Source organism: Acinetobacter sp. Tol 5 (assembly GCF_019702905.1).
GTDB classification, from domain to species: Bacteria; Pseudomonadota; Gammaproteobacteria; order Pseudomonadales; family Moraxellaceae; genus Acinetobacter; species Acinetobacter bereziniae.
Genome location: NZ_AP024708.1, coordinates 1,901,331 through 1,926,879 on the forward strand (window position 1 = coordinate 1,901,331; position 25,549 = coordinate 1,926,879).

28 protein-coding genes are annotated in these 25,549 nt (G+C 38.1%); 21 read left to right on the forward strand and 7 right to left on the reverse strand.

All coding sequences use genetic code 11. The annotated features are described in order from the left end of the window. Window positions 1-83: 83 nt before the first annotated feature. Window positions 84-338: a sulfurtransferase TusA family protein gene (locus TOL5_RS08770; RefSeq protein WP_046761133.1), complete on the reverse strand. Its 255-nt coding sequence runs from the start codon at window positions 336-338 to the stop codon at window positions 84-86. Window positions 339-717: 379 nt separating this feature from the next. Here TOL5_RS08770 and TOL5_RS08775 point away from each other — a divergent pair, with 379 nt between their 5' ends. Next, window positions 718-930 carry a cold-shock protein gene (locus TOL5_RS08775; protein WP_004824348.1) on the forward strand — a complete coding sequence of 71 codons (213 nt, stop codon included), beginning with the start codon at window positions 718-720 and terminating at the stop codon, window positions 928-930. 107 nt (window positions 931-1,037) lie between these two features. Then, on the forward strand, window positions 1,038-2,189 hold the full coding sequence (rhlB, locus tag TOL5_RS08780; protein WP_004824345.1) for an ATP-dependent RNA helicase RhlB: 1,152 nt from the start codon (window positions 1,038-1,040) through the stop codon (window positions 2,187-2,189). A gap of 76 nt (window positions 2,190-2,265) precedes the next feature. On the opposite strand, the gene TOL5_RS08785 is transcribed toward rhlB, so the two are convergent. After that, window positions 2,266-2,646 carry a hypothetical protein gene (locus TOL5_RS08785; protein WP_121775248.1) on the reverse strand — a complete coding sequence of 127 codons (381 nt, stop codon included), beginning with the start codon at window positions 2,644-2,646 and terminating at the stop codon, window positions 2,266-2,268. A 296-nt stretch (window positions 2,647-2,942) separates the two neighbouring features. On the opposite strand from TOL5_RS08785, the gene TOL5_RS08790 reads away from it, so the two are divergent. The 9 genes from TOL5_RS08790 to TOL5_RS08830 all read left to right on the forward strand — a co-directional run bounded on the left by TOL5_RS08790 (window position 2,943) and on the right by TOL5_RS08830 (window position 12,109). Continuing rightward, window positions 2,943-3,518: a nitroreductase gene (locus TOL5_RS08790; protein ID WP_005032158.1), complete on the forward strand. Its 576-nt coding sequence runs from the start codon at window positions 2,943-2,945 to the stop codon at window positions 3,516-3,518. An 84-nt stretch (window positions 3,519-3,602) separates the two neighbouring features. Then, a complete protein-coding gene (locus TOL5_RS08795) occupies window positions 3,603-4,676 on the forward strand; it encodes an NAD(P)H-dependent glycerol-3-phosphate dehydrogenase (protein WP_004824339.1) in 1,074 nt (357 codons plus the stop codon). 79 nt (window positions 4,677-4,755) lie between these two features. After that, the gene (gene sixA / locus TOL5_RS08800) at window positions 4,756-5,211 is read left to right on the forward strand and encodes a phosphohistidine phosphatase SixA (protein WP_004824336.1); all 456 of its coding nucleotides are present in this window, start codon (window positions 4,756-4,758) and stop codon (window positions 5,209-5,211) included. Between the two features lie 37 nt (window positions 5,212-5,248). Continuing rightward, a complete protein-coding gene (gene gspL / locus TOL5_RS08805) occupies window positions 5,249-6,391 on the forward strand; it encodes a type II secretion system protein GspL (RefSeq protein WP_042089691.1) in 1,143 nt (380 codons plus the stop codon). After that, window positions 6,391-6,870, forward strand: coding sequence for a type II secretion system protein GspM (locus TOL5_RS08810; protein WP_010591075.1), 480 nt, complete (start codon window positions 6,391-6,393; stop codon window positions 6,868-6,870). Before gspL ends, TOL5_RS08810 begins: the two co-directional genes overlap by 1 nt. A 90-nt stretch (window positions 6,871-6,960) precedes the next feature. Beyond that, window positions 6,961-7,965, forward strand: a complete 1,005-nt coding sequence (locus tag TOL5_RS08815; protein ID WP_009585152.1) for a quinone-dependent dihydroorotate dehydrogenase — start codon at window positions 6,961-6,963, stop codon at window positions 7,963-7,965. A 2-nt stretch (window positions 7,966-7,967) separates the two neighbouring features. After that, on the forward strand, window positions 7,968-8,561 hold the full coding sequence (locus tag TOL5_RS08820; RefSeq protein WP_121775249.1) for a CvpA family protein: 594 nt from the start codon (window positions 7,968-7,970) through the stop codon (window positions 8,559-8,561). Between the two features lie 24 nt (window positions 8,562-8,585). Next, window positions 8,586-10,130 carry an amidophosphoribosyltransferase gene (purF, locus tag TOL5_RS08825; RefSeq protein WP_046761136.1) on the forward strand — a complete coding sequence of 515 codons (1,545 nt, stop codon included), beginning with the start codon at window positions 8,586-8,588 and terminating at the stop codon, window positions 10,128-10,130. 86 nt (window positions 10,131-10,216) lie between these two features. Further along, on the forward strand, window positions 10,217-12,109 hold the full coding sequence (locus tag TOL5_RS08830) for a M48 family metalloprotease (RefSeq protein ID WP_046761137.1): 1,893 nt from the start codon (window positions 10,217-10,219) through the stop codon (window positions 12,107-12,109). 152 nt (window positions 12,110-12,261) lie between these two features. Here TOL5_RS08830 and bioB read toward each other — a convergent pair whose 3' ends face one another. After that, entirely contained in the window at window positions 12,262-13,251 is a 990-nt protein-coding gene (gene bioB / locus TOL5_RS08835) for a biotin synthase BioB (RefSeq protein WP_121775250.1), read from the reverse strand. Window positions 13,252-13,549: 298 nt separating this feature from the next. After that, entirely contained in the window at window positions 13,550-14,650 is a 1,101-nt protein-coding gene (gene queG / locus TOL5_RS08840; protein WP_046761175.1) for a tRNA epoxyqueuosine(34) reductase QueG, read from the reverse strand. Between the two features lie 44 nt (window positions 14,651-14,694). Between queG and TOL5_RS08845 the strand changes: the two genes are divergently transcribed. The 4 genes from TOL5_RS08845 to TOL5_RS08860 all read left to right on the forward strand — a co-directional run bounded on the left by TOL5_RS08845 (window position 14,695) and on the right by TOL5_RS08860 (window position 17,716). Then, on the forward strand, window positions 14,695-16,170 hold the full coding sequence (locus TOL5_RS08845) for a bifunctional ADP-dependent NAD(P)H-hydrate dehydratase/NAD(P)H-hydrate epimerase (protein WP_046761139.1): 1,476 nt from the start codon (window positions 14,695-14,697) through the stop codon (window positions 16,168-16,170). Window positions 16,171-16,178: 8 nt separating this feature from the next. Beyond that, complete coding sequence (locus tag TOL5_RS08850) at window positions 16,179-16,451, forward strand: acylphosphatase (RefSeq protein WP_004824321.1); 273 nt, start codon at window positions 16,179-16,181, stop codon at window positions 16,449-16,451. A gap of 121 nt (window positions 16,452-16,572) precedes the next feature. Then, complete coding sequence (locus tag TOL5_RS08855) at window positions 16,573-17,373, forward strand: hypothetical protein (protein ID WP_227544092.1); 801 nt, start codon at window positions 16,573-16,575, stop codon at window positions 17,371-17,373. A gap of 1 nt (window position 17,374) precedes the next feature. Beyond that, the gene (locus tag TOL5_RS08860) at window positions 17,375-17,716 is read left to right on the forward strand and encodes a hypothetical protein (RefSeq protein WP_005032140.1); all 342 of its coding nucleotides are present in this window, start codon (window positions 17,375-17,377) and stop codon (window positions 17,714-17,716) included. 173 nt (window positions 17,717-17,889) lie between these two features. Here TOL5_RS08860 and ruvC read toward each other — a convergent pair whose 3' ends face one another. Further along, the gene (gene ruvC / locus TOL5_RS08865; RefSeq protein ID WP_004824318.1) at window positions 17,890-18,435 is read right to left on the reverse strand and encodes a crossover junction endodeoxyribonuclease RuvC; all 546 of its coding nucleotides are present in this window, start codon (window positions 18,433-18,435) and stop codon (window positions 17,890-17,892) included. A gap of 121 nt (window positions 18,436-18,556) precedes the next feature. On the opposite strand from ruvC, the gene TOL5_RS08870 reads away from it, so the two are divergent. From TOL5_RS08870 to TOL5_RS08880, 3 genes are all read left to right on the forward strand, one after another. Continuing rightward, window positions 18,557-18,877: a hypothetical protein gene (locus TOL5_RS08870; RefSeq protein WP_227544095.1), complete on the forward strand. Its 321-nt coding sequence runs from the start codon at window positions 18,557-18,559 to the stop codon at window positions 18,875-18,877. A 140-nt stretch (window positions 18,878-19,017) separates the two neighbouring features. Next, the gene (locus tag TOL5_RS08875) at window positions 19,018-19,587 is read left to right on the forward strand and encodes an FxsA family protein (protein WP_004824315.1); all 570 of its coding nucleotides are present in this window, start codon (window positions 19,018-19,020) and stop codon (window positions 19,585-19,587) included. A gap of 304 nt (window positions 19,588-19,891) precedes the next feature. Beyond that, the gene (locus TOL5_RS08880) at window positions 19,892-20,524 is read left to right on the forward strand and encodes a LysE family transporter (RefSeq protein WP_026040320.1); all 633 of its coding nucleotides are present in this window, start codon (window positions 19,892-19,894) and stop codon (window positions 20,522-20,524) included. On the opposite strand, the gene TOL5_RS08885 is transcribed toward TOL5_RS08880, so the two are convergent. Further along, window positions 20,518-20,706 carry a hypothetical protein gene (locus TOL5_RS08885; protein ID WP_042089700.1) on the reverse strand — a complete coding sequence of 63 codons (189 nt, stop codon included), beginning with the start codon at window positions 20,704-20,706 and terminating at the stop codon, window positions 20,518-20,520. The genes TOL5_RS08880 and TOL5_RS08885 overlap by 7 nt on opposite strands. Window positions 20,707-21,014: 308 nt before the next feature. Between TOL5_RS08885 and TOL5_RS08890 the strand changes: the two genes are divergently transcribed. After that, on the forward strand, window positions 21,015-21,266 hold the full coding sequence (locus TOL5_RS08890) for a hypothetical protein (protein WP_004824312.1): 252 nt from the start codon (window positions 21,015-21,017) through the stop codon (window positions 21,264-21,266). Window positions 21,267-21,459: 193 nt separating this feature from the next. Here the strand turns inward: TOL5_RS08890 and metK are convergent, their stop codons facing one another. Next, window positions 21,460-22,626, reverse strand: a complete 1,167-nt coding sequence (metK, locus tag TOL5_RS08895; protein ID WP_004824311.1) for a methionine adenosyltransferase — start codon at window positions 22,624-22,626, stop codon at window positions 21,460-21,462. A 521-nt stretch (window positions 22,627-23,147) separates the two neighbouring features. On the opposite strand from metK, the gene tkt reads away from it, so the two are divergent. Then, the gene (gene tkt / locus TOL5_RS08900) at window positions 23,148-25,136 is read left to right on the forward strand and encodes a transketolase (protein WP_046761144.1); all 1,989 of its coding nucleotides are present in this window, start codon (window positions 23,148-23,150) and stop codon (window positions 25,134-25,136) included. Between the two features lie 184 nt (window positions 25,137-25,320). Then, window positions 25,321-25,536, forward strand: a complete 216-nt coding sequence (locus tag TOL5_RS08905) for a hypothetical protein (protein WP_004824308.1) — start codon at window positions 25,321-25,323, stop codon at window positions 25,534-25,536. Window positions 25,537-25,549: the final 13 nt, after the last annotated feature.

The window sequence follows — 25,549 nt, forward strand, 5'->3', positions numbered from 1 at the left end:
TATTGTACATAAGTAAGAAAATTTGGGTATAGAAATGTAAATATATATGCCAATTTGCAAAAAAAATTTTTAATTGAAAATAATTAAGATTCAATTAAGTAATGAAATTCATGCTCGGATACTTGAGTCAATTGACAGTCGAGCTGATGTATTTCGCAGTAACGGGCAATGTCGATCATACTATGTGGGTCAGATGACTTTAACAAGAACATTTGCTGAGGCAGTGCTTTTTTTAATTCACGTTTCAACATTAACAAAGGCATAGGGCAGGGTTTACCCATACTGTCAATTTCAATTGGATTTGTATCAATAGGCATTTGACCTAAAGTTTCATTCATTTTATGGCAAAAATATAACACTGTTATGGAAGTATTATTTTAGCAAGTTTCTTAGAACTACCCAACACAATTTGCAATATTCTTGCGTTGATAAAAAATAATATTTAAGGTGTTTAAAAAATAAGCTTGATATCGAAAATAATTATCAAAAAAAATTCTATTAATTGTCATAAACCCATGTTAAGCTCGTTGCGTATTTAGGATTTGTCAGAAACAATTGTTGTTTTGAACCCTATTACAAATGGATGTAACCGGGATTTTGTTAATAGTTTTACAGAATGATTACAAGCTTTGAAATTACAAAATATTTTAAAACTTTGTTTGCTCTGCTGTTTGCAACACCGGGTGGTCCCTTTTCTTAATAACTGAGGATTAACTTATGACAGCTCGTGAACAAGGCGTAGTTAAATGGTTCAACGACACTAAAGGCTTCGGCTTTATCCAACGCGCAGGCGGTGATGACGTTTTCGTTCATTTCCGCGCTATTCAAGGTGAAGGTCATCGTTCACTTCGTGACGGTCAACGTGTTGAATTTAGCGTTGTACAAGGTCAAAAAGGTTTTCAAGCTGAAGAAGTTCAGCCTTTAGACTAATCTTAAATTTTTAAAAATTTAAGTGGCGCTCCAATTTTTTATAAATTGGGGCGTTTTTTGTTTATAATGGGCGCAATTCAAAGTGTCTACAGTTAGAGCTCGTATTTATGTCATCAGGTTTCGAAACCCTTAATTTACATCCGCAACTTAAACAAGCGATTGATGCTTTAGGGTTTAAAGAAATGACCCCCATCCAACAAAAAGTATTGAAGTATACTTTGGCAGGTCATGATGCAATTGGGCGTGCTCAAACAGGTACTGGAAAAACAGCAGCATTCTTAGTCAGTATTATTAATGATTTGCTCAATAATCCGATTCAAACACAGCGTTTTCGTGGTGAGCCACGTGCTTTGATTCTTGCACCTACACGAGAGCTGGCGATTCAAATTGAAAACGACGCCAAAGATTTGGTGAAATATAGCGGTTTAAATGTCGTCACTTTGGTCGGTGGTGTAGATTTTGACAAGCAGAGAAAGCAGTTGGATCAAGGTTTTGTTGATATTTTAGTCGCAACACCAGGGCGTTTAATTGATTTTACTGAACAAAAAGAAATCTGGTTAGATCAAATTGAGTTTTTAGTCATTGATGAAGCTGACCGTTTATTGGATATGGGCTTTATCCCTTCAGTAAAACGCATTGTGCGTTTTTCTCCACGTAAAGAACAACGTCAAACTTTAATGTTTTCAGCTACTTTTAGTTATGACGTACTTAATCTTGCACAACAATGGCTTTTCGAACCTGTCACTGTAGAAATTGAACCTGAAAAGAAAACCAATGCTGATGTTGAGCAACGCGTTTATGTGGTCGAAAAGAAAGACAAATATAAGTTATTACGTGAAATTTTAACGGATGAACCAATCGAAAAAGTGATGATTTTTGCGAATCGTCGTGATCAGGTCCGTAAATTGTATGATCATTTGAAGGCGGATGGTTATAAAGTGGTCATGCTGTCTGGCGAGATTGCACAAGACAAGCGTTTGAAAATGCTAGACCAATTTAAAAATGGTAAACATAACATCATGATCGCAACAGATGTTGCAGGTCGTGGTATTCATGTAGATGGTGTATCGCATGTGATCAATTTCACGCTACCTGAACAGTCTGATGATTATGTACATCGTATTGGGCGTACTGGGCGAGCTGGAACACAAGGGGTAAGTATTAGTTTCTTGTCGGAAGATGATGCCTTTAATTTGCCAACGATTGAAAAAGCCATTGGACAGAAATTACCTTTGACCCGTTTAGAAGGTTATTGCTAAACACATAAATTAACTTGGCATAGATCAAATTAAAAATCCCACTTTAATCGTGGGATTTTTAATTCAACTCATCGTATTAGTTGGCTTTACAGCTAAAGGTTAAAGTGCTTTGGTAGTCAGTATCTTTTTCAATACCATAATTTTTACCCATAACCGAGCCGATTACGCCAGCCGCAGCAGTGATCATTTTACCGGTCTGCTCATCGACCACACCATTTAAACTGCCATGATATTCAGTTTTTTCATTGATTAAGACAGGTGCCGCTTTTTTGCCACAAGTTTTGTTGGCAGCAACAATGGCGTTATTTTTTGCCGTAATTTGATCTTTACCTAAGCCTGTGACTTCATATTGATTGTCGGCTTTTTGAATTGCTAATGTTTGTGTTGGGTTTGATGCACATGCACTAAGAAATAGTGCAGAACTGGTAAGGAGCGAAAGAGCTGTAAATTTATTCATATTGACTCCGAATCATCAGTGAAAAATAAAAAGAATTTTATTAATTAGCTATGATTTGAACATAGAATATGTGCTAAATATTGAAAAACATGTATAAATTTTGCAGTTTTTATGGGACTTATTGCTAAAAGCGCCTATTTGTTGGTCATGATAATTCTCAGAAAATAAAGTTTTGTCTGAGAGTTATTTAAAAAAATAGACATAGCTGTTGAGTAAATTTCTGCTGAGATAGCGTAATGATTTTAGAGTGTGCTAATCTTACAAACAGTTCATTTAAATAGATTACAGCTAGCTCAATGTCAGATTTAAATTTCAAAGCAGTACATGACAATATCCACAAACGTCAGTCCATTGGTCATTTGATTGAACCTGCGCCCTCACATGAGCAACTGAATGTGGCATTTCAGGCAGCGCTTACAGCACCCGATCATCATCGTTTAAAACCGACACAATTTATTGTGATCGAAGGTCAACAGCGCGAAGCTTTTGGTGAGTTATTGGCTCAATCTATTGCGGACTTAGGGGAAACTGACCCAGTTCAAATTGAACGGGTAAAACATCATCCATTTCGAGCACCGATTTTGGTTTTGGCTGTGACTAAATTTCAAGATCATCCCAAAGTTCCATTTTTTGAACAGACATTAAGTAGTGGCGCAGCGATTCAAAATTTTTTATTGTCTTTACAAGCACAAGGTTTTGCAACAATGTGGCGTAGTGGGGCAGTGGTTGAATCTAAACACTTAAAGTTAGCACTTGGTTTAGATGAACGTGATTTAATTTCAGGTATTGTCTATGTGGGTACTGCTGCAAAAGAAATTGCACCGCGTCCCGAAAGTGACACTCAAGCATATGTTCATTTTTGGCAGAATTAATCACAAAAATAACGAGATCTCAACTGTGAAAACTCGTTAAACATTTACATGTAATATTTAGGATAGGTTTTTAGGATAATAATAATGTCGGATTTACGCTTTAAAGATTTAATTGAACCCGTGGTATTGGATCAAAAAACAGCATTACGTGTGACTGTACTCGGTGGTGGTAGTTTCGGCACAGCAATGGCGAACACAGCAGTACGCAATGGTTGTGACACCATGATTTGGATTCGTGATGAAGCTATCGCGGCAGAGATCAATGCGACACATATCAACAAACGCTATCTTCCAGACTTTCAATTAGAAGCAGGGCTACGTGCTGAGTCAAATTTGGAAAAGGCTGTACGTGACCGTGACATTATTCTGGTTGCTATTCCTAGCCATTCATTTCGTGATGTGTTGCGCCAGATCAAGCCGTTCATTAGTGCACAAGCTGTGGTGTCTTTAACCAAAGGTATTGAAGCCAAAAGTTTTAGTTTCATGAGTGATATTATTCGTGAAGAACTGCCAGAAGTACCTTATGGTGTACTTTCTGGTCCAAACTTAGCCAAAGAGATTGTGGCTGGACAACCTGCAGGTACAGTCATCGCAAGTGACAGTGAGTTGGTGCGTTATGCAGTACAACAGGCTTTACACAGTGCATTATTTCGGGTCTTCGGCAGTGATGATGTACATGGTGTCGAGCTTGGCGGTGCATTGAAGAATATTTACGCTGTGGCAATGGGTATGGCTGTGGCGTATAAAGTAGGTGAAAACACACGAAGTATGATTTTAACCCGAGCATTAGCAGAAATGAGTCGTTTTGCTGTTAAGTTGGGTGCTAATCCATTGACATTCCTCGGCTTATCTGGGGTTGGGGATTTATTTGCAACCTGTAATAGTCCATTGAGTCGAAACTATCAAGTTGGTTTTGCATTAGGTTCTGGAAAGACACTGGAACAAGCGACGAAAGAACTGGGGCAAACCGCAGAAGGCATCAATACCATTGTACAAGTAAATGCGCGTGCTAAAGAATTGGACGTTTATATGCCGATTACCACAGCACTTTATGAAGTTATTTTTGAAGGTGCACCACCACTCAATATCGCAGTTTCCTTGATGAAAAATGGACATCGAAGTGATGTGGAGTTTGTGTTGCCACACAATGAGGTTTAATTGATTACAATTTGAGGTTGAGAGATAGATTTGTAACAAAGGCTCGTTATAATCAGTGCGGTATTAAAAAGGAAATCTTATGCAACTGACTTTGGTGCGTCATGGTGAAGCAGCCCCAGCAATCAATGGTGTGGACAGTAAACGTCCTTTAACAGAACGTGGGCATTTACAAGCGGAACAAACAGCACAATTTTTAAAAGAAACAGTACAACCAGATGTATTTGTTGTGAGCACGTTATTGAGAGCACAGGAAACATTGTCCCATATACAGGCTTATTTTCCTGAAGTATCAGTATTGATCTGTGACAAAATTAAGCCTGAAGATGATGCAAAATTAGCAATTGAATGGTTGTCACAATTACCATTTGAACGTATTGTGGTGGTATGTCATATGAATGTGGTTGGGCATATTGCTGAACAACTGACACATGAGCATTTTAATCCTTTTGCCTTGGCAGAAGCTCGTATTTATGAGCAAACGGTCATTGCAAATGGTCTATCTACTCAAAATAAAGCCTTTATTCCAACTGTATAAAAGCATTGTTAAAAGAACACACGGCAGAAAACGATAAATGTTGTACTTATGGATGCCTGAAGCCAATGGGGTTTGGCAATGGTCTCGAGGAAGTGATTGGACTACATCTTCGAGTCTGGAACAATTAATACAAGATATTAAACTTTACCAAGGTGAAGAAGCGGTTGTGTTCTTTCCAAGTCGTGAAGTGCAAATTCTTCAACAAAAGTTTAGCAAAGCTCAATATAAACAATTGGGCGCAGATGGTGTTAAATATTTACTTGAAGAATATGTCATTTTACCGATTGACCAAATGAAAGTGTTTTCGCACTTTCAGCAACCCGATCAAGTTTCAGTATTGGGTGTGAATCAACATACGATCACTACAATTCAGCACTCTTTGTCTTTGATTCCTTTAAAGATTGTTTCTTTATTGCCTGACTTTCTAATGTTGCCTATTCCAGAAGAAAATCAGCTGATCTTAGCCAATGTCAATGGGCAATTGTTGGTGCGTGAGAATGAGTTTCTAGGTAATTCAATCGATGATCTTGGTCTGTATTTGGATTTTGCAGATCGAGAAAAAACTTTTTTATATAGTGCGTTGACTGATGCACAAGCGACCAGTTTATTTGCTGTAGCGACAGCTGAACAACGTGAGCCATTTAATTATCAGTTTACTGAAATTAAAAAGGCAAAGCAGCATCCATTTAATGTCTTGCCTAAAGCCAAACAGGCAAATGACGGAGTGTCTCGTTATTGGCAAGCATGTGCAGTTTTAGTGGTGGCTTTGATTGTTGCACAGCTGAGTTATGATGCTCTGCGCTGGTTTAAACTGAAAAAAGTTGCCGATCAAACAGCATTGATTGCAGTAGATCAGTATAAAAAATGGTTTCCCAATGAACAGCGAATTACTGAGGAATCTGTTCAACGTCAGTTTAAGAATAAACTAGAACTTAGTCAGGGTGCCAATACACAGGCATTGCAATTGCTCAGTCGTGTTGGTCCAATTTTGATGCAGCATCAGATTATTGCCAATCGGGTTAATTATGAAACTTCTGTCTTGAATATGGATTTAGTTGCCAAGAGTTCAGAAGCATTACAGACATTGGTCACGCAGTTAAACCAACAAGGTTTTAAGGCGGAGCTGGGTAATATTCAGACACAGGGTGCGACTGTGGTTGGTTTAGTGAAGATACAATGATGAAAACAATGGAAAGCTTTCAAAACCGTTTAGACACGTGGTCCGAAAAGATGACTGACAATTTAGAAAAAATGTCAGCACGTGAACGTATTATGGTTATTTTCACAACGATTTTTGTAATAGTTGCCGCCGTTGGTGCAGCCTTGTGGTATACCCATAAAGCTGCTGAAAAACAGCAGTTGCGTTTAAATGAAATGAAAGACCTCGTGGTTTGGATGCAAAGTAATGTAGTCACCATGAAACCTGCGGATGATTTAGCATTAACCACCGCAGATAAAATTCAACGTGTTGCACAACAACAAGGACTTTCAGTGGCTTCACAACAGGTTGGTGAACAATTTCAAATTGTTGCACAACATCAAAATTATGCTGTTCTGGCAAACTTTCTGACTCAAATCGCGCAGATGGGTGTTAGCTTGGAAAAGATGGAACTGGTTAAAGAGGGCGCACAGATTAAATTAACAGCGACGGTACAGTAAGTACTGAAAATAAACACTGTTCAAGCATAGCCTTTTCAGCATACTGTGCCTATAATGTGGCAACTTAAAAAGCAGTAGACTTTTATAGCTATGTTGTATTCACTTGCTCGCCCTTTGTTGTTTTCTTTAGCACCAGAGCGTGCACATGAACTCACATTATCCATGCTTAAATCTGCCCATAAATTGGGTGCGATGCGTCAAGCTGTTGCGTCAAAACCAGTCACCTGTATGGGGATTGAGTTTCCTAATCCAGTTGGATTAGCTGCAGGTTTGGATAAAAATGGTGCATATATCGATGCCTTAGCGGGTTTGGGTTTTGGTTTTATTGAAATCGGAACCATTACACCTAAACCACAAGAAGGCAATCCACACCCACGTCTTTTCCGTATTCCACAAGCAAAAGCCATCATTAACCGTATGGGTTTTAACAATGATGGGGTAGACAAATTGGTTGAGAATGTCAAAGCAGCAAAATTTAAAGGCATTCTTGGAATCAATATCGGAAAAAACGCCACAACGCCTGTTGAAGACGCTGTTTCAGATTATTTAATTTGTCTAGAAAAAGTTTATCACTACGCATCCTACATTACGGTGAATATTTCTTCACCGAATACGAAAAATTTGCGCTCTTTACAAAGTGGTCATGCACTGACTGAACTTTTAGAAACCCTCAAAAAACGTCAGTTAGAGTTGGCTGAGGAATTACAGCACTATGTTCCGCTTGTTCTCAAAGTTGCACCAGATTTAGATGCAACAGATATTGAATTTATTGCTTCACAATTGTTGCAGTTTAAAATTGATGGGCTTATTGTAACCAATACAACTTTATCTCGTGAAGGTGTCGAAGGTCTACCATTTGGTGATGAAGCTGGTGGGTTATCTGGAGCACCTGTATTTGAAAAGAGCACAGCTTGTTTGGCTGCCTTTTCAAAACTATTACAGGGTAAAATTCCGTTAATCGGTGTTGGTGGAATTTTATCGGGTGAACACGCTGTTGCAAAACAACAGGCAGGTGCGAGTTTGGTTCAAATTTATAGTGGTATGATCTATACAGGTCCTACACTGATCAAAGACTGTGTTAATGCTATGACCTAAATATGAATACCCTAGACATTATTATACTGATTATATTGCTCATTGGAGGGCTAAACGGTTTGCGACAAGGATTCGTGAAAGCCTTTGCGAACTTGATAGGATGGATTTTTGCACTGATTGTTGGTGCTAAATATGCCAATATCATCGCACCTTCCATGTCTGCACTCAGTCAAGATCCTGTGGTGCAAAAAATTGCAGCATTTGCATTTATTGTCTTGGTTATTATCGTTTTAACATGGATTGCAACAGCAATTCTCAATCAAATTTTAAAGACCTTAAAACTAGGTCCTTTAAATCGTTTGGCAGGTGGTGCACTGGGGACCTTGAAAGGTTTATTCATTGTCCTCATAACAATGCAAGGATTAGGTCCTTGGGTTGACAGTTCGCCAACGTGGAAACAGTCAAAATTTATTCAAACACTTTTGCCGTTTGCACCCTTAGCTTCAGAAATTTCTAAAGATGCTGCAAATGAAGCATTAAATCATATACAGTCACAAGCGCATTCCGATGACGCTGCTGTGAGAAATACTGAACGATCATCAACATCTGAAGAGGATGATCAATCAGCACATTCGACAAAAAATCCGTTTTATTAGTCCTAGCTGGTCTGCGAGGTAGTTATGTGTGGAGTCGTTGGTATAGCAGGTAAAGCACCTGTAAACCAAATGTTATTTGATGCGTTGACGATGTTACAACATCGTGGACAGGATGCAGCTGGGATTGTGACTTGTCATAATGGTCGTCTTTTCTTGAGAAAAGACAATGGTATGGTTCGTGATGTATTCCATACTCGCCACATGCGCGCATTGCTCGGTAACTATGGTATTGGTCATGTTCGTTATCCAACTGCTGGTTCTTCAAGCAGTGCTGAAGCGCAACCTTTTTACGTCAACTCACCTTATGGGATAACTTTGGCGCACAATGGTAATCTTACCAATGCTGCTGATATTCATGATGATCTGTTTAAAACTGACTTGCGTCATATGAATACAGATTCTGACTCTGAAGTTTTGCTGAATGTATTTGCACACGAATTACAAAAATGTGCATCATTAAAGCCATCTCCAGACGATATTTTCCATACAGTTAAACGTGTACATGAGCGTTGCAAAGGTGCCTATGGTGTTGTTGCAATGATTACTGGACATGGTTTGGTGGGGTTCCGTGATCCAAATGGTATTCGTCCATTAATCTATGGTTCGCGCCTGACTGAAAATGGTGAAAAAGAATATATCATTGCTTCAGAGTCAGTTGCGATTACTGCATTGGGCTTTAAAGTTGAGCGTGATATTGAGCCGGGTGAAGCGGTATTTATCAACGCTGAAGGTGAGTTCTACTCCCAGCAATGTGCCAGTCAACCACGTTATCGTCCGTGTATTTTTGAATACGTGTATTTTGCACGTCCAGATGCCACTATAGATGGAATTTCTGTCTACAAATCACGTTTGAAAATGGGTGAGACGCTGGCGAAGAAAATTCTTCGTGAATGGGGTGAAGCGCATGATGTTGATGTGGTTATCCCGATTCCAGATACAAGCCGTACATCTGCTTTAGAATTGGCGAATATTCTCGGGGTGAAATTCCGTGAAGGCTTTATGAAAAACCGCTACATCGGTCGTACCTTCATTATGCCAGGTCAACAACAACGTAAAAAATCTGTACGTCAAAAGTTAAACCCAGTTGAACTTGAGTTTAAAGACAAGAATGTGTTGTTGGTGGATGATTCGATCGTACGTGGTACGACCTGTAATGAAATCATTCAAATGGCACGTGACGCAGGTGCAAAAAATGTTTATTTTGCCTCTGCTGCACCGATGGTGAAATATCCAAATGTGTATGGGATCGATATGCCAGCTAAAGCAGAATTGATTGCATCTCATCGTAGTGTTGAAGAAATTCAAAATATTATTGGCGCTGATCGTTTGATTTTCCAAGATTTGGATGATTTAAAAGCTGCGGTGAGAACCAGTAAAGTACCAGAAGTTCAAGAGTTTGATTGTTCGGTTTTTGATGGCGTTTACGTGACTGGCGATATTGACGAACAATATTTAAATGATCTTGAGCAAAGTCGTAATGATACTGCGAAAAAGCAAAAAGATGGTTATATTGATGTCAATATTGATGCATCTTCGGTTGATCTATGTGGTATTAAAGAAGAGATGTAAATCAGAATTGATTTTCATTGAGAAAAAGCGGGAAGTTCCCGCTTTTTTCATTTATAGTGTTTTGCAATGTAATGAGGAATTTTACATTGAAAGATGTCAGCCATTATTTGATAAAAAACAAGAATATGTTGTGGTCTGCGAGTATCTGTTTGCTTGCAGTCATATTGACTATTTTTATTCTCAATACCGTTTTGGGGTTATTGGTACATTATGTCGATCGTGAACAGCAAATTTGGTGGCATGTTTTAAGCCCTTACTGTGTTGGGTTGATTATTATCATTATTGGCTGGTCAATTGCCTATGAATTTTATGTTTTTCGTACTGGTGGGCACTCATTAGCCAAACAGTTAAAAGCACGTCGTTTAAGTCAGATCGAAAGTACCCCAGAAGAAAGTGTAGCAATTCATCTTGCAGATAAATTTGCAGAAACCTTTGAGATTGATGCACCGACTTTATATGTTTTACCGGATGAAGTTGGTGTTAATGCCTTAACTGCAGGTTTCCACCCAAGAGATACGGTAATTATTTTAACTTGGGGTGCATTGCAGAATCTTGATGAATTAGAACTTTACGGGTTGTTGGGGCATGAGTTTAATCAAATTTTGTCTGGCGAAGCCCGTGAAAATACTCGACTTAAGATTCTTTATAGCGGACTGATTACATTTAGTCAGTTAGGAAGCAAAATTGCCAAGCAAGGTTTTAATCGCTACAACGCCAAAGGCAATCATCATAAATTTGAAACCAGTTTTGTTGCTGTGGGCGGTGTGATTTGGCTATTGGGTAGTATGGGAATTTTAATCAATCGTTTGATTAAATATTTCACATTGGGTGGACGTACTTTTTATAATGACTACAAAACGAAGAAGTTATTGCTGAATAATGCTAATGTGCAGACTTTATTACGTATTTATGTGCATCATGCAGGTTCGCAAATTCATAGTGAATTTTCAGAAGCAATTGCGCATATGTGCTTTGCCAATTCACTGAGTCCACAAAGCTGGTTGAATATTCACCCCAACATTGAAGATCGGATCTATGAGTTGAATCCGACTTTATTGCAAGATTTGCAATTAGAAAATTTAAAAAAGTTGCGCAGTCAGCCGTTATTTAGCTTGTTGCGTCCATTAGAAGAGTCTTCTGGTGAAGTTTATAATCCGTGGGTGTCACCACAGCCATTGCCTTTGTTACGTTTATCGCCCATTAGCTTTGCCCTGAATGATGCGATTAAACCCTTAAATCCAGAAGTGCGCCGTCAAATAGAACGCTCAGATTTAATCCAGCGTGCAATGCAGACTGCGACTGGGTCACGTGAGGTTATGGTTGCAATTTTAATGATTCGGCAATATCGCGAGTTTATTCCATCTGATGCTGCGGTGAGTCGAGCCATTATTGACTCATTGTTAAGTATGGATGGGCGTATCCACATCCAAATTTTTCATGATGCTTGTGAAAATCTGGGGAATATGCCTGCAACGAGTGCGCGTCAATTTGTAACGAAACTTGCGAAAATTATTCAGGAAGATGGCGAAATAGGCTTGTTGGATGCGCTGTTAATCGAGCGGGTAAAAGCTGAATTACATTTGCTACCGATGCATACACCTTCATCACTTGAAACAGTGAAACCTCAGATTGTGCGTTTAATTGATGCCTTATTGCACGTTCAACAAATCAACAGTGCCAATCAGCTTGATGTGCGTTATGAGATTTTAGAACGTGTTTTATCTAAAGATGAATTAGAGCTATTTGAAGAAATATCTGATGAGCCGATTGATTTAGGAGAAATCTTAAATGACATTGCAGGCTTGTTGCTACGTGATCGTTTAAGTATTCTTGGTGTTGCAGAAATTTGCTTATGGAATGATCGGATTATTACCCAAGATGAATTGGATGTATTGCAATTATTGTATTGGCGACTTGGTTTTAAGTCAGATGATATTGTAGATCAAATGCAGAAGAAGAATAGTGTAATGATTATTTAAGTAAGCTTTTAGAAACAGCGCTTTTAGATTTAGAAATACAACTTTTAGAAATAGAGTTAAGGAAGAAAGCTAAGCAAAAGTGAAGCATTTTAAAGCAAAGCAATGGTTCTAACACCGTGCACAGAGACATGATGTTAGAACCGAAGCTTTAATTAACTTGCCATTGCATCTACAGAAAGTTCAGCAACAGTTGGTTTGGCTTTTTCAGCTTTTAGACCTAATTTATTAAATAACTGTTTGTCTTTGCCTTCACCAGCATTCGGTGTGGTTAATAACTTTTCGCCACTAAATAACGAGTTTGCACCAGCCATAAATGCCAAAGCTTGATCTGAGTCGGTCAGTGATTCACGACCAGCAGAAAGACGAATATAGCTATGTGGCATGATAATACGTGCAACTGCAATGGTACGAATCCACTCAGTAACATCAAGCTTTTCTACATCAGCAAGCGGTGTTCCTTCTATTGGAACTAACATATTGATGGGTACAGATTCAGGATGTACAGGCAGGGTTGCTAATTCATGTAATAAACCAATGCGGTCATTGCGGTTTTCACCTAAACCCACAATTCCACCACTACAAACTTTCATACCTGCGTTACGCACATGATCTAAAGTGTTTAAACGATCATCAAAAGTACGGGTGCTGATAATGTGTGAATAATATTCACGGGAAGTATCTAGGTTGTGATTGTAATAATCTAAACCTGCTTCATGAAGACGCTCAGCTTGTGATTGGTTGAGCATACCTAGCGTCATACATGTTTCTAGACCGAGTGCTTTCACTTCACGCACCATTTCTAAGACATATGGCATATCGCGTTCATGTGGATTACGCCAAGCTGCGCCCATACAGAAACGAGAAGAGCCGGATTCAAGTGCTTCTTTGGCTTCACTGATGACTTTCTCTACGGCGATACGCTTTTCAGCTTCTAGTTTTGAGTCATAGCGTGCAGATTGCGAACAATATTTGCAATCTTCAGGGCATTTTCCTGTTTTAATTGAAAGTAGAGTACTGACTTGAATGCTATTTGCTTCAAAATGCTCACGATGAATTTGTTGAGCCTTAAAGACTAAGTCTAAGAAAGGCTGTTCATATAAAGCTTGAATTTCTTCACGAGCCCAGTCATTACGTACTGTCATTAGTTTAATCCATGATCATCATTATCTATCCCTGTATATAATACATAATTCATGCCAATTCCATAGGGCAAAAATGTCCAAATATGATGGTAACTTACGATTGAAAAGTTCAATCATATAGAAAACTAAAATTATAAATATAGTCGCAAAGTTAACCAGATTTCTTGAAATTTACTTACTAAATTTTATTTTTAAGATTTTAAAATTTCTGCGTTTTAGTCATTAAAAATTAAAAAAAATAACAACTTTGCAAAGATCTGAACATTAAAAGTCAGTCGTTCGATAGACCAGAATATATTTATAATGAAGATTTTTTATTCAGCTGCTCTGCAATAGCCCAGTCAATATGGACTTGCACAACTTCATCATGCGATGTGCGATGTTGGGTCAAAGCTTGAATAATTTCGCTTGAATATGGTGCATTGCCTAAACCTATTACGATATTTCGCATAAAACTTTGATAACCTGTGCGGCGAAGTGGGCTACCTTCAGTGCAACTTAGAAATGTCTGTTCATCCCAGTGCCAGAGGTCTAATAAACTCATTTGGTCCAAACCATGTCGAGGGTTAAAATCTGTGATGGATGCGGTTTTAGCAAAACTATTCCAAGGACAAATCAGTTGGCAATCATCACAGCCAAATACACGATTTCCTATACCACGCCTCAAGTCTTCAGGGATGATTCCTTTATATTCAATGGTTAAATAGGCAATGCATTTGCGTGCATCAAGCATATAAGGTTCGACAATGGCTTGAGTTGGACAGATGTCAATGCAGGCAGTACATGAACCACAATGTGACGTTGCTGGTTCATCAAATGGTAAATCCAGTGAAGTGAAAAGTTCACCTAACACAAAAAAGGAACCTGATTTTTTATGAATGAGTAGGGTATGTTTGCCTGTCCAACCCATTCCTGCATTTTCAGCAAGTGATTTTTCAAAAACAGGCGCGGAATCTGCAAATGGGCGTGATACAAATTCACCCACTTTATCTTTAATGATTGTGGTTAAAGTTTTTAAACGCCCACGCATAATTTTATGATAATCACGCCCACGAGCATAACGTGCGATGATGGCCAAATTAGGCTCATCAGGAACATAGCGTGGTTTAGGTGTTTCGACCAAATAATTCATTCGCACACAGATGATACTTTTTGTGCCTGGAACCAATAAGGTAGGATCAGCTCGTTTTTCTAAATTTTCCTCTAAAAACTTCATGTCACCATGATAACCACGCTTTAAATATTCTTTAAATCTTGGTAATTCAGCTTGAGCATCAGGACGTGCAATGACACAATCAGCAAAGCCCAATTGCAAAGCCTGTTGTTTGATCCAAGCTTTTAATTCTTGAGGATCAAGCTGTTGCAAAGAAATTGATGAAGTGGTTGATGTTGCTGACATAGTGATCAATGTGCTGGAAAAAGTGAAAATAAAAGGATAAATACATGCAAACTGAAGTTTATCATAGCCATGAAATTCAAGCATGGGAACGTCGATGGTTTAGTCAACAAAATAGTGCTTTTGGTTTAATGCAACAGGCAGCATGGTCGATTGTTCAGCATTTGCTTCAACTCTTTCAAAATAACTACCCCGAAGTTAAAACGATCGCAGTTTGGTGTGGTCATGGAAATAATGCAGGCGATGGTTACTGTATTGCTAGTTATTTAAAGCAAAGTGGCTATGCTGTAGAAATATTTGCCGCCGAGATTGGTGCATCGACTGACTTGAAGCAAGCCATTCAACTGGCTGAACAAAATCAATTAAAAATTCATTTGGATTTTGATCTTCAAGCATCTTTTGATTGTCATATCGATGCCTTGTTTGGTATTGGTTTAAATCGTGATTTAGATCAAGCATGGCAAACCATCATTCAAAATTTTAATACGCAAACAGGGATTAAAATTGCCGTCGATCTACCAAGTGGTTTAAATGCCAATACAGGTCAACCACAACCTATTGCGACCAAAGTAGATTATACGTTTACTATTTTGGGGCTTAAAGCTGGACTATTTACAGGGCAGGGTAAAGAATATTCTGGACAAATTGAAACGATTTCTCTGATTCCAACTGACTCAGCACTAAAAGCAGTAGCACTATTAGCGCCTCAACAAATTCAATTGCCACAACGTCAAGCCTTTGGACATAAGGGCAGTTATGGGCATGTCTTGGTCGTTGGTGGTCATGCAGATATGGGGGGAGCAGTGATCTTAGCTGCTGAGTCTGCATTTTGTGCGGGTGCTGGAAAAGTGAGTATTGTCTGTCACCAAAAACATCATACGGCTATTTTGGCGCGATCACCTAATATTATGGTCAAAGATATTAATGTGTTTACTGAAGATGAGATTCAATCTTTAATCAATCATGTGGATGCAGTGAGTTTTGGTATGGGCTTAGGTCGAGATGATTGGGCAGAACAACAATTTTCAAAATGGTTTAAACCCATCTGTGCAAGTACACATTTACAAGTAGTTTTTGATGCGGATGCGTTATGGTTTTTGGCAACGCAAAACACCCAACTCAGTCCAAACACTTATCTGACACCACATCCCGGAGAGGCAGCGAAACTACTCGATTGCTCCATTGCTGAGATTGAGTCTGATCGTATAGCTGCCATCCACAGGCTAAAAAAGAAATACTCAGGCAAGTGGGTATTGAAAGGAGCAGGCAGCTTAATTCTCGAAGATAAGCTGTGGATTTGTACTGCAGGCAATCCTGGTATGGGCACTGGCGGAATGGGAGATGTTTTGGCAGGAATGATTGCCAGTTTAAAGGCTCAATTTGCCGAAAATGTGCAATTACATGATATTGTCACTTTACATGCACAGGCTGGTGATTATCTTGCACAACAAGGTATTCGTGGTTTACAGGCACAACATATGGCACATGCTGTGTACCGTGTGATTAATTCGTGTCAGGAGTAAAATAGACAATGTATGCGGTTAAACTGTTGATATATGGTAATGTACAAGGTGTTGGCTATCGTCGCTGGTTTGAGAAAGAAGCGCTACAGTTAGAACTCAAAGGTTATGTCAAAAACTTAGTATCCGGTGAGGTTGAAGCGGTTGTCGTTGGAGATGAGCAAGCAATTCTACGTTTAATTCGTCATTGTTATGTCGGACCGTTAAGGGCTGAGGTCACCAGTATTGAACAGTACAAAATCAATCATGATTTAGATTTTACTGATTTTGAAATGATTCGTTAAATCAGCCATTTGGCATAAAAATACTTGTAGATATATTAAAATGATCACTAAAATATTTTTATTCAGTTGCTTTTTGATGTGTAGTATTCACAGTAGTGTTGTTGCGCAAACAAATGAAAAAATGGCTGAAAATCATCATGCTAAAACTATTCTAAAAGATTTAGACTTTAAAACAGTGATCAATACCTTTTATCAAAAACAGCTTCAAACTACAAAGATTGATCAATTGGATCAGCAAAATATTTCCTATATCGGCATTAAAAATGCAGAATATACCAATGCTTTAAATAGTGATGATGCGGTGGTGGTGTTTAGTCCCGCTCGTACCTATCGAAATGCACAAAATGAATTACGTTATGTGTTCACAACGACTGAAGTTTCAGTAGATAAAAATAACCATGAGCTTAATTTTTGTGGGGCATGTGCGACTTTTACCCGAGTTTACATCTTTAAGAAAAATGCTTCTTCACAATTTGAACTGATCAGCCAAAGTCAGGATGAAAACAGTTGGATGAATGCTGATTTTAATTATTTGCCATATCCGACCTCAGATATTGTAAAAAATATTCGTAAAGTGGGACCACAAATCAAAGCCTATGTGGAAGAACAAGAATTTAGTCGTCAAGGTTACTCAAGCACCACTTTATATATCGTTCCTTTTGATGAAAAACCGTATATTAAAAAGTTAATTGTTGCAGAAATTGGCAATGACAATGAAGTCTCAGGGAGTGAGCAAATTTATAATACCCAAGGTGATTATCAATTCCTAAGCACCGTACATGATGGTTTATATGATATTGAAATTGCCTATACAGGTACCCAACGAATTTATATCGCAGATCGTGCTAAAATTATCCCTATAAATGAAACCCATGTTTATCACTACAATGAGAAACAGCAAAAATATATTCGAGTGAAATAAAATGTTAGAGAAGTATTTAATTGTTGGAATTGTTTTTGCAGCATGTATTGTGTTGATTATATACACGCAGATGGATAGTCGTAAAAAAGAAGATAAAACACTGAGCTTCAAAGAGAAGTTACAGAAAGAGTTTCCGAATTATAAAATTCTTGAACGAAATCAAAGTTTCATTATTTCTCGTGAGGGTAGTAACCCACGTATTCCAGAAGAATTGGTCTTAATTCGAGTCGATCCAGAACAGAAGAAAAATTTGAGAAACTCAGGAAAGATGTTGATTGCAACGTACTCTAAACAACCCAGTATTCGAGAGGTGCGTAAAGATGCACTGCCTTATTTAAATTAACTGAGGCGATTGAAATATAGCGAAGTGGATTCTTATTTAAAAATTTTCTAATTCGATAAAATATTTTGGCTTGATCTAAGAACGTATAAAACTTAATTTTGTATATTTACAGGCTAGGTACAGATGAGGCTTCATCTGTACCTTGATTTATAAATTGTAGATTGTGTGAATTATTAGCGTCTACGACTACTATTGCGGCTACGTCCTCGTGCCATACCACCTAAGGCATTCAGTACAGCTAACTTACTCATACTGCCTGAAGCATGTGCGTGGCAAATTGCGGCTGCAAGCGCATCAGCAGCATCTTGTTGAGGCTTCACTGAAAGATTCAAAAGCTTCATCACCATCATTTGCACTTGTTCTTTGTCTGCAGCACCATAACCGACAACAGATTGTTTAATTTGCCGAGCAGTATATTCAGCAACTTGCAGATCTAAATTGACCAAGGCTGCAATAGCCGCACCACGGGCTTGACCTAGCTTTAATGCTGAGTCTGGGTTTTGTGCCATAAACACTTGTTCAACCGCTGCTTCTGTCGGACCATGGAATTGAACAATACGATCGATTCCTGCAAAAATTCGTTTTAAACGTTCAGGCATTTCGGTTGTTTCAGTACGAATCGTACCTGCATCAATAAAAGAAAGCTTTTGACCATCTTTTTCAATAATCCCGTAACCTGTTAAACGTGAGCCGGGATCAATTCCAATAATTAAGGGCATAATACTGTTTATCGTAAATCTTGTTTTGATTATATGATGCTATCCAGCGATTGTAAGTAAAATTTTAACTTATTGGCTGTATAATCAAGCAACAAACAGGAGTGCTTGCTTGAAGAGTTTTGTGCAAATTAAAAACCAGCATGTGTATTGGATTCATCGTTTAATCACATTGATCTATCTGCTGGGTTTTATCTTACTCGGTTTTGGAATATTGCAGAAATTTGACTTAGATGCATTGATTGCCTTTTTGATATTAGTATTCGTTTTCGGCTGGATGATGTATTTGCATTTTATCGCCTCATTAGAAGCTGAAAAAGGTTCAGAAAGAGGGCGTCGTATTTCGCGATTTATTGCAGTGATTTTAGTGTTTCTATTTCCGATTGGGACAATATTGGCACTGTATTTATTTTACAAAACATCCTCTAATGAATGGCAAAAATAAAGAAATTAGAGATTAAACACAAAATTACCCTTTAAAAATTTGGGAAAGCCCTTATAAATATATCAGTGATGAAATTCATGGCATTTAATGTATGACTTTCAAAGCTGAAATTTAATTTATCTTTGAGATGCTTTGTTTCGATGAAACTTTTTCCTATTATTTTGATTGGTATCATTCTTGAAATTGCTGTGTGGATTGGCGTTGCACAATTCATTAGTGGTTGGTACGTATTCTTCTGGTTTATCATTGCTTTTGTGATTGGTTTAAATCTATTACGTTCCAGCACTTCAACCATCATGCCACAATTACAGCAAATGCAAATGACAGGAATGATGGGAAATGATCCTGCGATTGCTAAAAAAATGGCAACAGCATTTGCGGGCATTTTATTGATGATTCCTGGTTTGATCACAGATGTTTTAGCCTTGTTGGTGATTTTACCGCCTGTTCAGAATGCAATTAAAAATGCAGGAATGAAATATATGGCGAAAAAGCAGCAAGCCATGATGAATAATATGATGGGTGGAATGGGTAATATGGGGGATGCGCAAGGGCAAAATCCATTTGCAGATTTAATGCGTCAAATGCAGGATATGCAAAACCAACAATCTGGTGGTCAATATCGTGATTCCACAATTATTGATGGTGAAGCACATGAGGTTGAACCAGAACATAAGCAAATTGAACTCAAAGATGTGAATAAAAAATAAAACCATCTCAAATATGATTTAATTTGAAAGCTGAGTTGAAAGATTCAGCTTTTTTTATCGCTAAAATTTGTAGTTTTCAATTCAATATGTTTGATCAACAAAATATTGATCATATCGGGTGACGATTTTTATTGGGTTGAATGATGTAGCTTTGATTGAGATCGACATCGGAATATTAGGTACTTGATTGTTTAGGTACACTTTCTGAGCGAACAAACAATATCACTATTCAAGATGTAGGATTATTTCTTAAATGATTGATCAAACGGTATAATTGGCTCGCCCTAAGCGATAAGATTAAATTATGTCGATGTTATTGACCATTTGTGCACTACATTTTGTAGCACAACTCAGTCCAGGACCAGATGTTTTATTGGTTGCTAAAAGCTCAGCGTCTACTACACGTGCCAATACACTTAAAATTATATTGGGCATATCTGCAGGTGTCGTGGTTTGGGTGATTTTAACGCTATTGGGCTTTACGGTTTTATTAGAACATTGGCCTTGGATTCAGCAAGTGTTGATGTTGATTGGTGGATTCTTTTTGGCTCGAATGGGTTACGCCATGCTAAAGGGTGGTATTGCCACACTTAAACAAAATACCAATCTCGATGGGGTCATTGAACATGCACCTAAAAATTATTTCCTTTTGGGACTTTTTACAAATTTAGCTAATCCTAAAATTGTGATTTATTTCAGTAGTGTTTTTTCATTGGCGTTAAGTTCAAGTGCAGGATTAAACTTAAAACCACAATTGGCAGTGATCATTCCGATTCAGACATTTCTAGTGTTTAGTCTATTGATGTTGATTATGTCGGTTCCTAAAATAAAAGCAATCTATCAACGTTCTGGAAGCTATATCGATATTCTCTCTGGAAGCTTCTTCTTATTATTTGCAGCCTTCCTTTGGGTGGATGTACTTAAAATGTTTTATTGATTTTCATTATTTTGAGAAGTTGTTTTTTCATCATCGACATGTTTTGTTGGGTTCTCGCCAAGCTGTTCTTGGGTCTGATAACGATGTGGATCTAAAGTTTTGATATTGTTTTCGGACTCAGCGTATCTTCGACTACGGTTGGCGCGTTCACGTAAACCACCTTTTTTGATCAGTTGTACCAAAATAATCTCCAAAAAAATTTAATATTTGTCTAGGGGGGAATTATACATAGAATGTGCATGATACAGGATATTGAATACTGGTAGTGTGTGGTGTATAGGTTTGAATTGAGAGTGTTTTTTGGGTTTTAAGCTAAATTTTATCTAAGTTTATGAATTTTAAAGCAAATAAATAGAAACAAAATTTGCTTGTCAAACATTACTATTCATGTAAACTAAAAATGTAGTTAAATTTTTACATTACTTATATGGATATAATAGTAGTGTAATAAATAAAAACAATAATAGTGCGACAAGAAGGAGATCCAAAGATGATTTTACAATATCATTGTGCTTGCTGTAATGAAACAGTGACTTCGACACAAAAAGTTTGTCCGAAATGTGGCTCTCAGCATATCAAAAGCCCATATGGCTTATGGACTTTTTGCTTAGTGGCTTGTTTGATTGTGGCTGTCACCTTTAAAGTTGGGCATTTATATATTCAAAATCATAATACTGAAGCGCCTGAACAAATTTCAATATTGAGTGTTTTACAACAGGATGCTAAGCCTGGTTCACAGTAATTGATTTTTTATTTTCCAAAATAAGATGAAGTACATGCAAATAATAGAGATAAAAGGAAGATAAGTGTTTTTTGATTTAATTTAAATTGAAACTGCTAGAGAGGAGGGAATTTTTTGAGGTATATATTTCCATATCTTTAACAAACAAAAAAGCTCGCATCTGCGAGCTTTTTTACGATGAATTTTTGAGAAATTATAGATTTGCTGATGCTTTAAGCGCTTCAACTTTATCTGTTTTTTCCCATGTAAATGCAGTGTCTGAACCTTCGCGACCAAAGTGCCCATAAGCAGCAGTTTGCTTATACATTGGCTGAATCAAATCAAGCATACGGGTAATGCCATAAGGGCGTAAATCGAAGTGTTCACGTACCAATTGAATAATCAATTCATCGGATACCTTACCTGTATTGAAGGTATTGATTGAAATTGAAGTTGGTTCAGCCACACCAATTGCATAAGACACTTGGATTTCACACTTATCAGCAAGTCCTGCTGCAACAATATTTTTTGCCACATAACGACCAGCATACGCTGCTGAGCGATCAACTTTTGATGGATCTTTACCAGAGAAAGCACCACCACCATGACGAGCCATACCGCCATAAGTATCGACAATAATTTTACGACCAGTTAAACCACAGTCACCCACTGGACCACCAATCACAAATAAACCAGTTGGGTTAATATGGAATTTGGTTTCAGCATGGAACATTTCGGCAGGGATGATCTTTTTCACGATTTCTTCAATCACTGCTTCTTTTAAATTCGCTTGTGAAATTTCAGGATCATGTTGAGTAGAGAGTACCACCGCATCTAAACGAACAGGCTTACCATTTTCATAAGCAAACGTAACTTGGCTTTTGGCATCTGGACGTAACCACGGCAATGTGCCATTACGACGTAATTCAGCTTGTTTTTCCATTAAGCGGTGTGCATATGAAATAGGTGCTGGCATAAGCACATCTGTTTCACGGCTCGCATAGCCAAACATTAAGCCTTGGTCGCCTGCACCCTGATCTTCAGGTTTTTGACGATCGACACCTTGCGCAATTTCAGGTGATTGTTTACCAATCATGTTGATCACAGCACATGTTGAGCCATCAAAACCAAGATCTGTATGGTGGTAGCCAATACCATTAACCGTGTGACGAACAATCGATTCAAAATCGACATTTGCTGTCGTGGTGATTTCACCCGCAAGAATCACCGCACCAGTTTTTACTAATGTTTCGCAGGCAACCCGTGCATATGGGTCTTCTTTTAAGATTGCATCCAAGATAGCGTCACTGATTTGGTCAGCCATTTTATCTGGATGGCCTTCGCTCACAGATTCCGAAGTAAAAACAGCATACTCGCGCATGAAAGTCCTATCACAGTAATTTATAAAGACGCAATATGTTACATCGACTTCAGCCTGAGGACTAGCATTACCTGATTAAAAATCATGAATAAAATTCATTTTTATGTGTTTTTAATTGATATGTTCATTAGGAAAATTGATAAAGGTGCCTGATTTGGGCACATATTGCCGATTTTTAAAAAACAACAAGTTGTTTTAATTGAGCTATTTATTGGTTTTGCGATTAAATTAAACTTTGCTTAGCTCTCTTCATTTTTCATTGTAATTGTGATGAAAACTCACTTTAAAAATTTAATATAGTGCTTTGAGTTTATATAACGATTGATGAAAAATCATAACGGTTATCGATCAGTTTTAATGTCGTTTCTGCTGTATTTCGTTTATTTTTTAATTAATTTGCAACCAAAAGGGATAAATATAGACTTAAGTCTTTACCCTGATCGTTTTTTTTAAGACAATACATCACAGTTTTTGAATATCTATTCATCTTCCTATATTTTTTATTTATTGGACTCTGATCTATGACAACCCCGTTGAATGAACGTCGTATAGCTAACGCAATTCGTGTATTGGCTATGGATGCTGTGCAAAAAGCCAATTCTGGACATCCAGGTGCACCAATGGGGATGGCAGATATCGCTGATGTCGTATGGCGCGAATTTTTAAATCATAATCCAACAAATCCGCAATGGGCAAACCGCGACCGCTTTGTATTGTCAAATGGTCATGGTTCAATGTTGCAATATGCGCTGTTACATTTAACCGGTTACGATCTTTCTATTGAAGATATTAAACAGTTCCGTCAATTACATTCTAAAACTCCAGGTCATCCAGAATTAGGTTATGCACCAGGTATTGAGACGACGACTGGTCCATTGGGTCAGGGTATAGCCAATGCGGTTGGTTTTGCTCTGGCTGAAAAAACTTTAGCTGCGCAATTCAATAAAGATGACATTAAAGTTGTAGATCATTTTACTTACTGTTTCTTGGGTGATGGTTGCTTAATGGAAGGTATCTCTCATGAAGCATGTTCACTTGCTGGAACTTTAGGGCTTGGAAAACTGATTGCTTACTATGATGACAATGGTATTTCTATTGATGGTGAAGTAGAAGGCTGGTTCTCAGATGACACTGAAGAGCGTTTTAAAGCTTATGGTTGGCAAGTTCTTCGTGTAGATGGTCATGATGCTGATGCTATTCGCGCTGCAACAGTTGAAGCACGTGAAGAAATTGAAAAACCAACGTTGATTATCTGTAAAACCATTATTGGTTTAGGTTCACCGAACAAGCAAGGTAAAGAAGATTGTCACGGTGCGCCATTAGGTAATGATGAAATCACATTAACCCGTGAAGCATTAGGTTGGAAAGAAGAAGCATTTGTTATTCCTTCTGATATTTATACGGCTTGGGATGCGAAAGCGAAAGGTTCAGCGACTGAAGCAACTTGGAACGAAACTTTTGCTGCCTATGCTGCAAAATATCCAACTGAAGCAGCTGAATTTAAACGCCGCGTAGAAGGTGATTTACCAGCAGATTTCTTGGCTCAAGCAGATGCATATATTGCTGAAGTCAATGCCAAAGGTGAAACAATTGCAACGCGTAAAGCGAGTCAAAATGCTATTCAAGCGTTTGCACCTTTACTTCCTGAAATTTTAGGTGGTTCTGCGGATTTGGCAGGTTCAAACTTAACCTTGTGGAAAGGTGCCAAAGGTGTTGAGTCTGATCCTGCAGGTAACTATGTACATTATGGTGTACGTGAGTTCGGTATGACTGCGATTGCCAATGGTGTTGCCTTACATGGCGGTTTCATTCCTTATGTTGCAACATTCCTGATGTTTATGGAATATGCACGAAATGCAGTACGTATGTCTGCTTTGATGAAGCAACGTGTGATTCATGTCTATACACATGACTCAATTGGTTTAGGTGAAGATGGTCCTACACACCAACCAGTAGAGCAAATTGCTTCTCTACGTGGTACTCCAAATTTAAATACATGGCGCCCATGTGATACGGTTGAAGCTTCGATTTCTTGGAAATCTGCATTAACACGTAAAGAAGGTCCAACAGCATTAATCTTCTCTCGTCAAAATTTACCATTCCAAACACGTACTCAAACACAAATTGAGAATGTTGCAAAAGGTGGTTATGTATTGGCTGAAGAAAAAGGTGAATTAAAAGCAATCATTATTGCAACAGGTTCAGAAGTTTCATTGGCGATGGAAGCACATGTACAACTTGAAGGTGTACGTGTGGTATCTATGCCATGTGCAGAAGAGTTTGTTAAACAAGATGCTGCGTACCGTGAAGCAGTATTGCCATCAAACATCCGCGCGCGTGTTGCTGTTGAAGCAGGTCATGTGGATTACTGGTGGAAGTTTGTCGGTTTAGATGGCAAAGTTATTGGTATGACAACTTATGGTGAGTCTGCTCCTGCAAAAGACTTGTTCCAATTCTTTGGGATCACTACAGAAGCTGTGGTTGCTGCTGTAAATGAGTTAACTGCTTAATATTCAGCTTTTTAAAGCGATATGAACGCCCCAAAGTGGGCGTTTTTATTTTGTAGATAGTTTTTTAATGTTGTCGGTAAATTCAGCAAATTTTAGTAGCAGTTTTTAGCAAAAGGTATATAGTTGTGCCATTCATTCTGTATTCATGAAATATGGTGATACATATACCATAAGTGAGGAAAATATGAGCCTTTATGAACAGATTAGTGATGAAATCACTTTGATGGATGCGGGTGAGCAAAAGTGGATTGGGCAGGATTTACCACTTGAATCCATGGTTGCAGTAGAGTTGCTATTACAGGACTTTCAAGAAGACAAAATCATCAAGATTCGACGCAAAAACCATGAAAAGCACTCTGGCTTAAAACAGGTTGATCGTGTCTTGGTTGAAAAGCTTTAAGACTAAAAAGCCC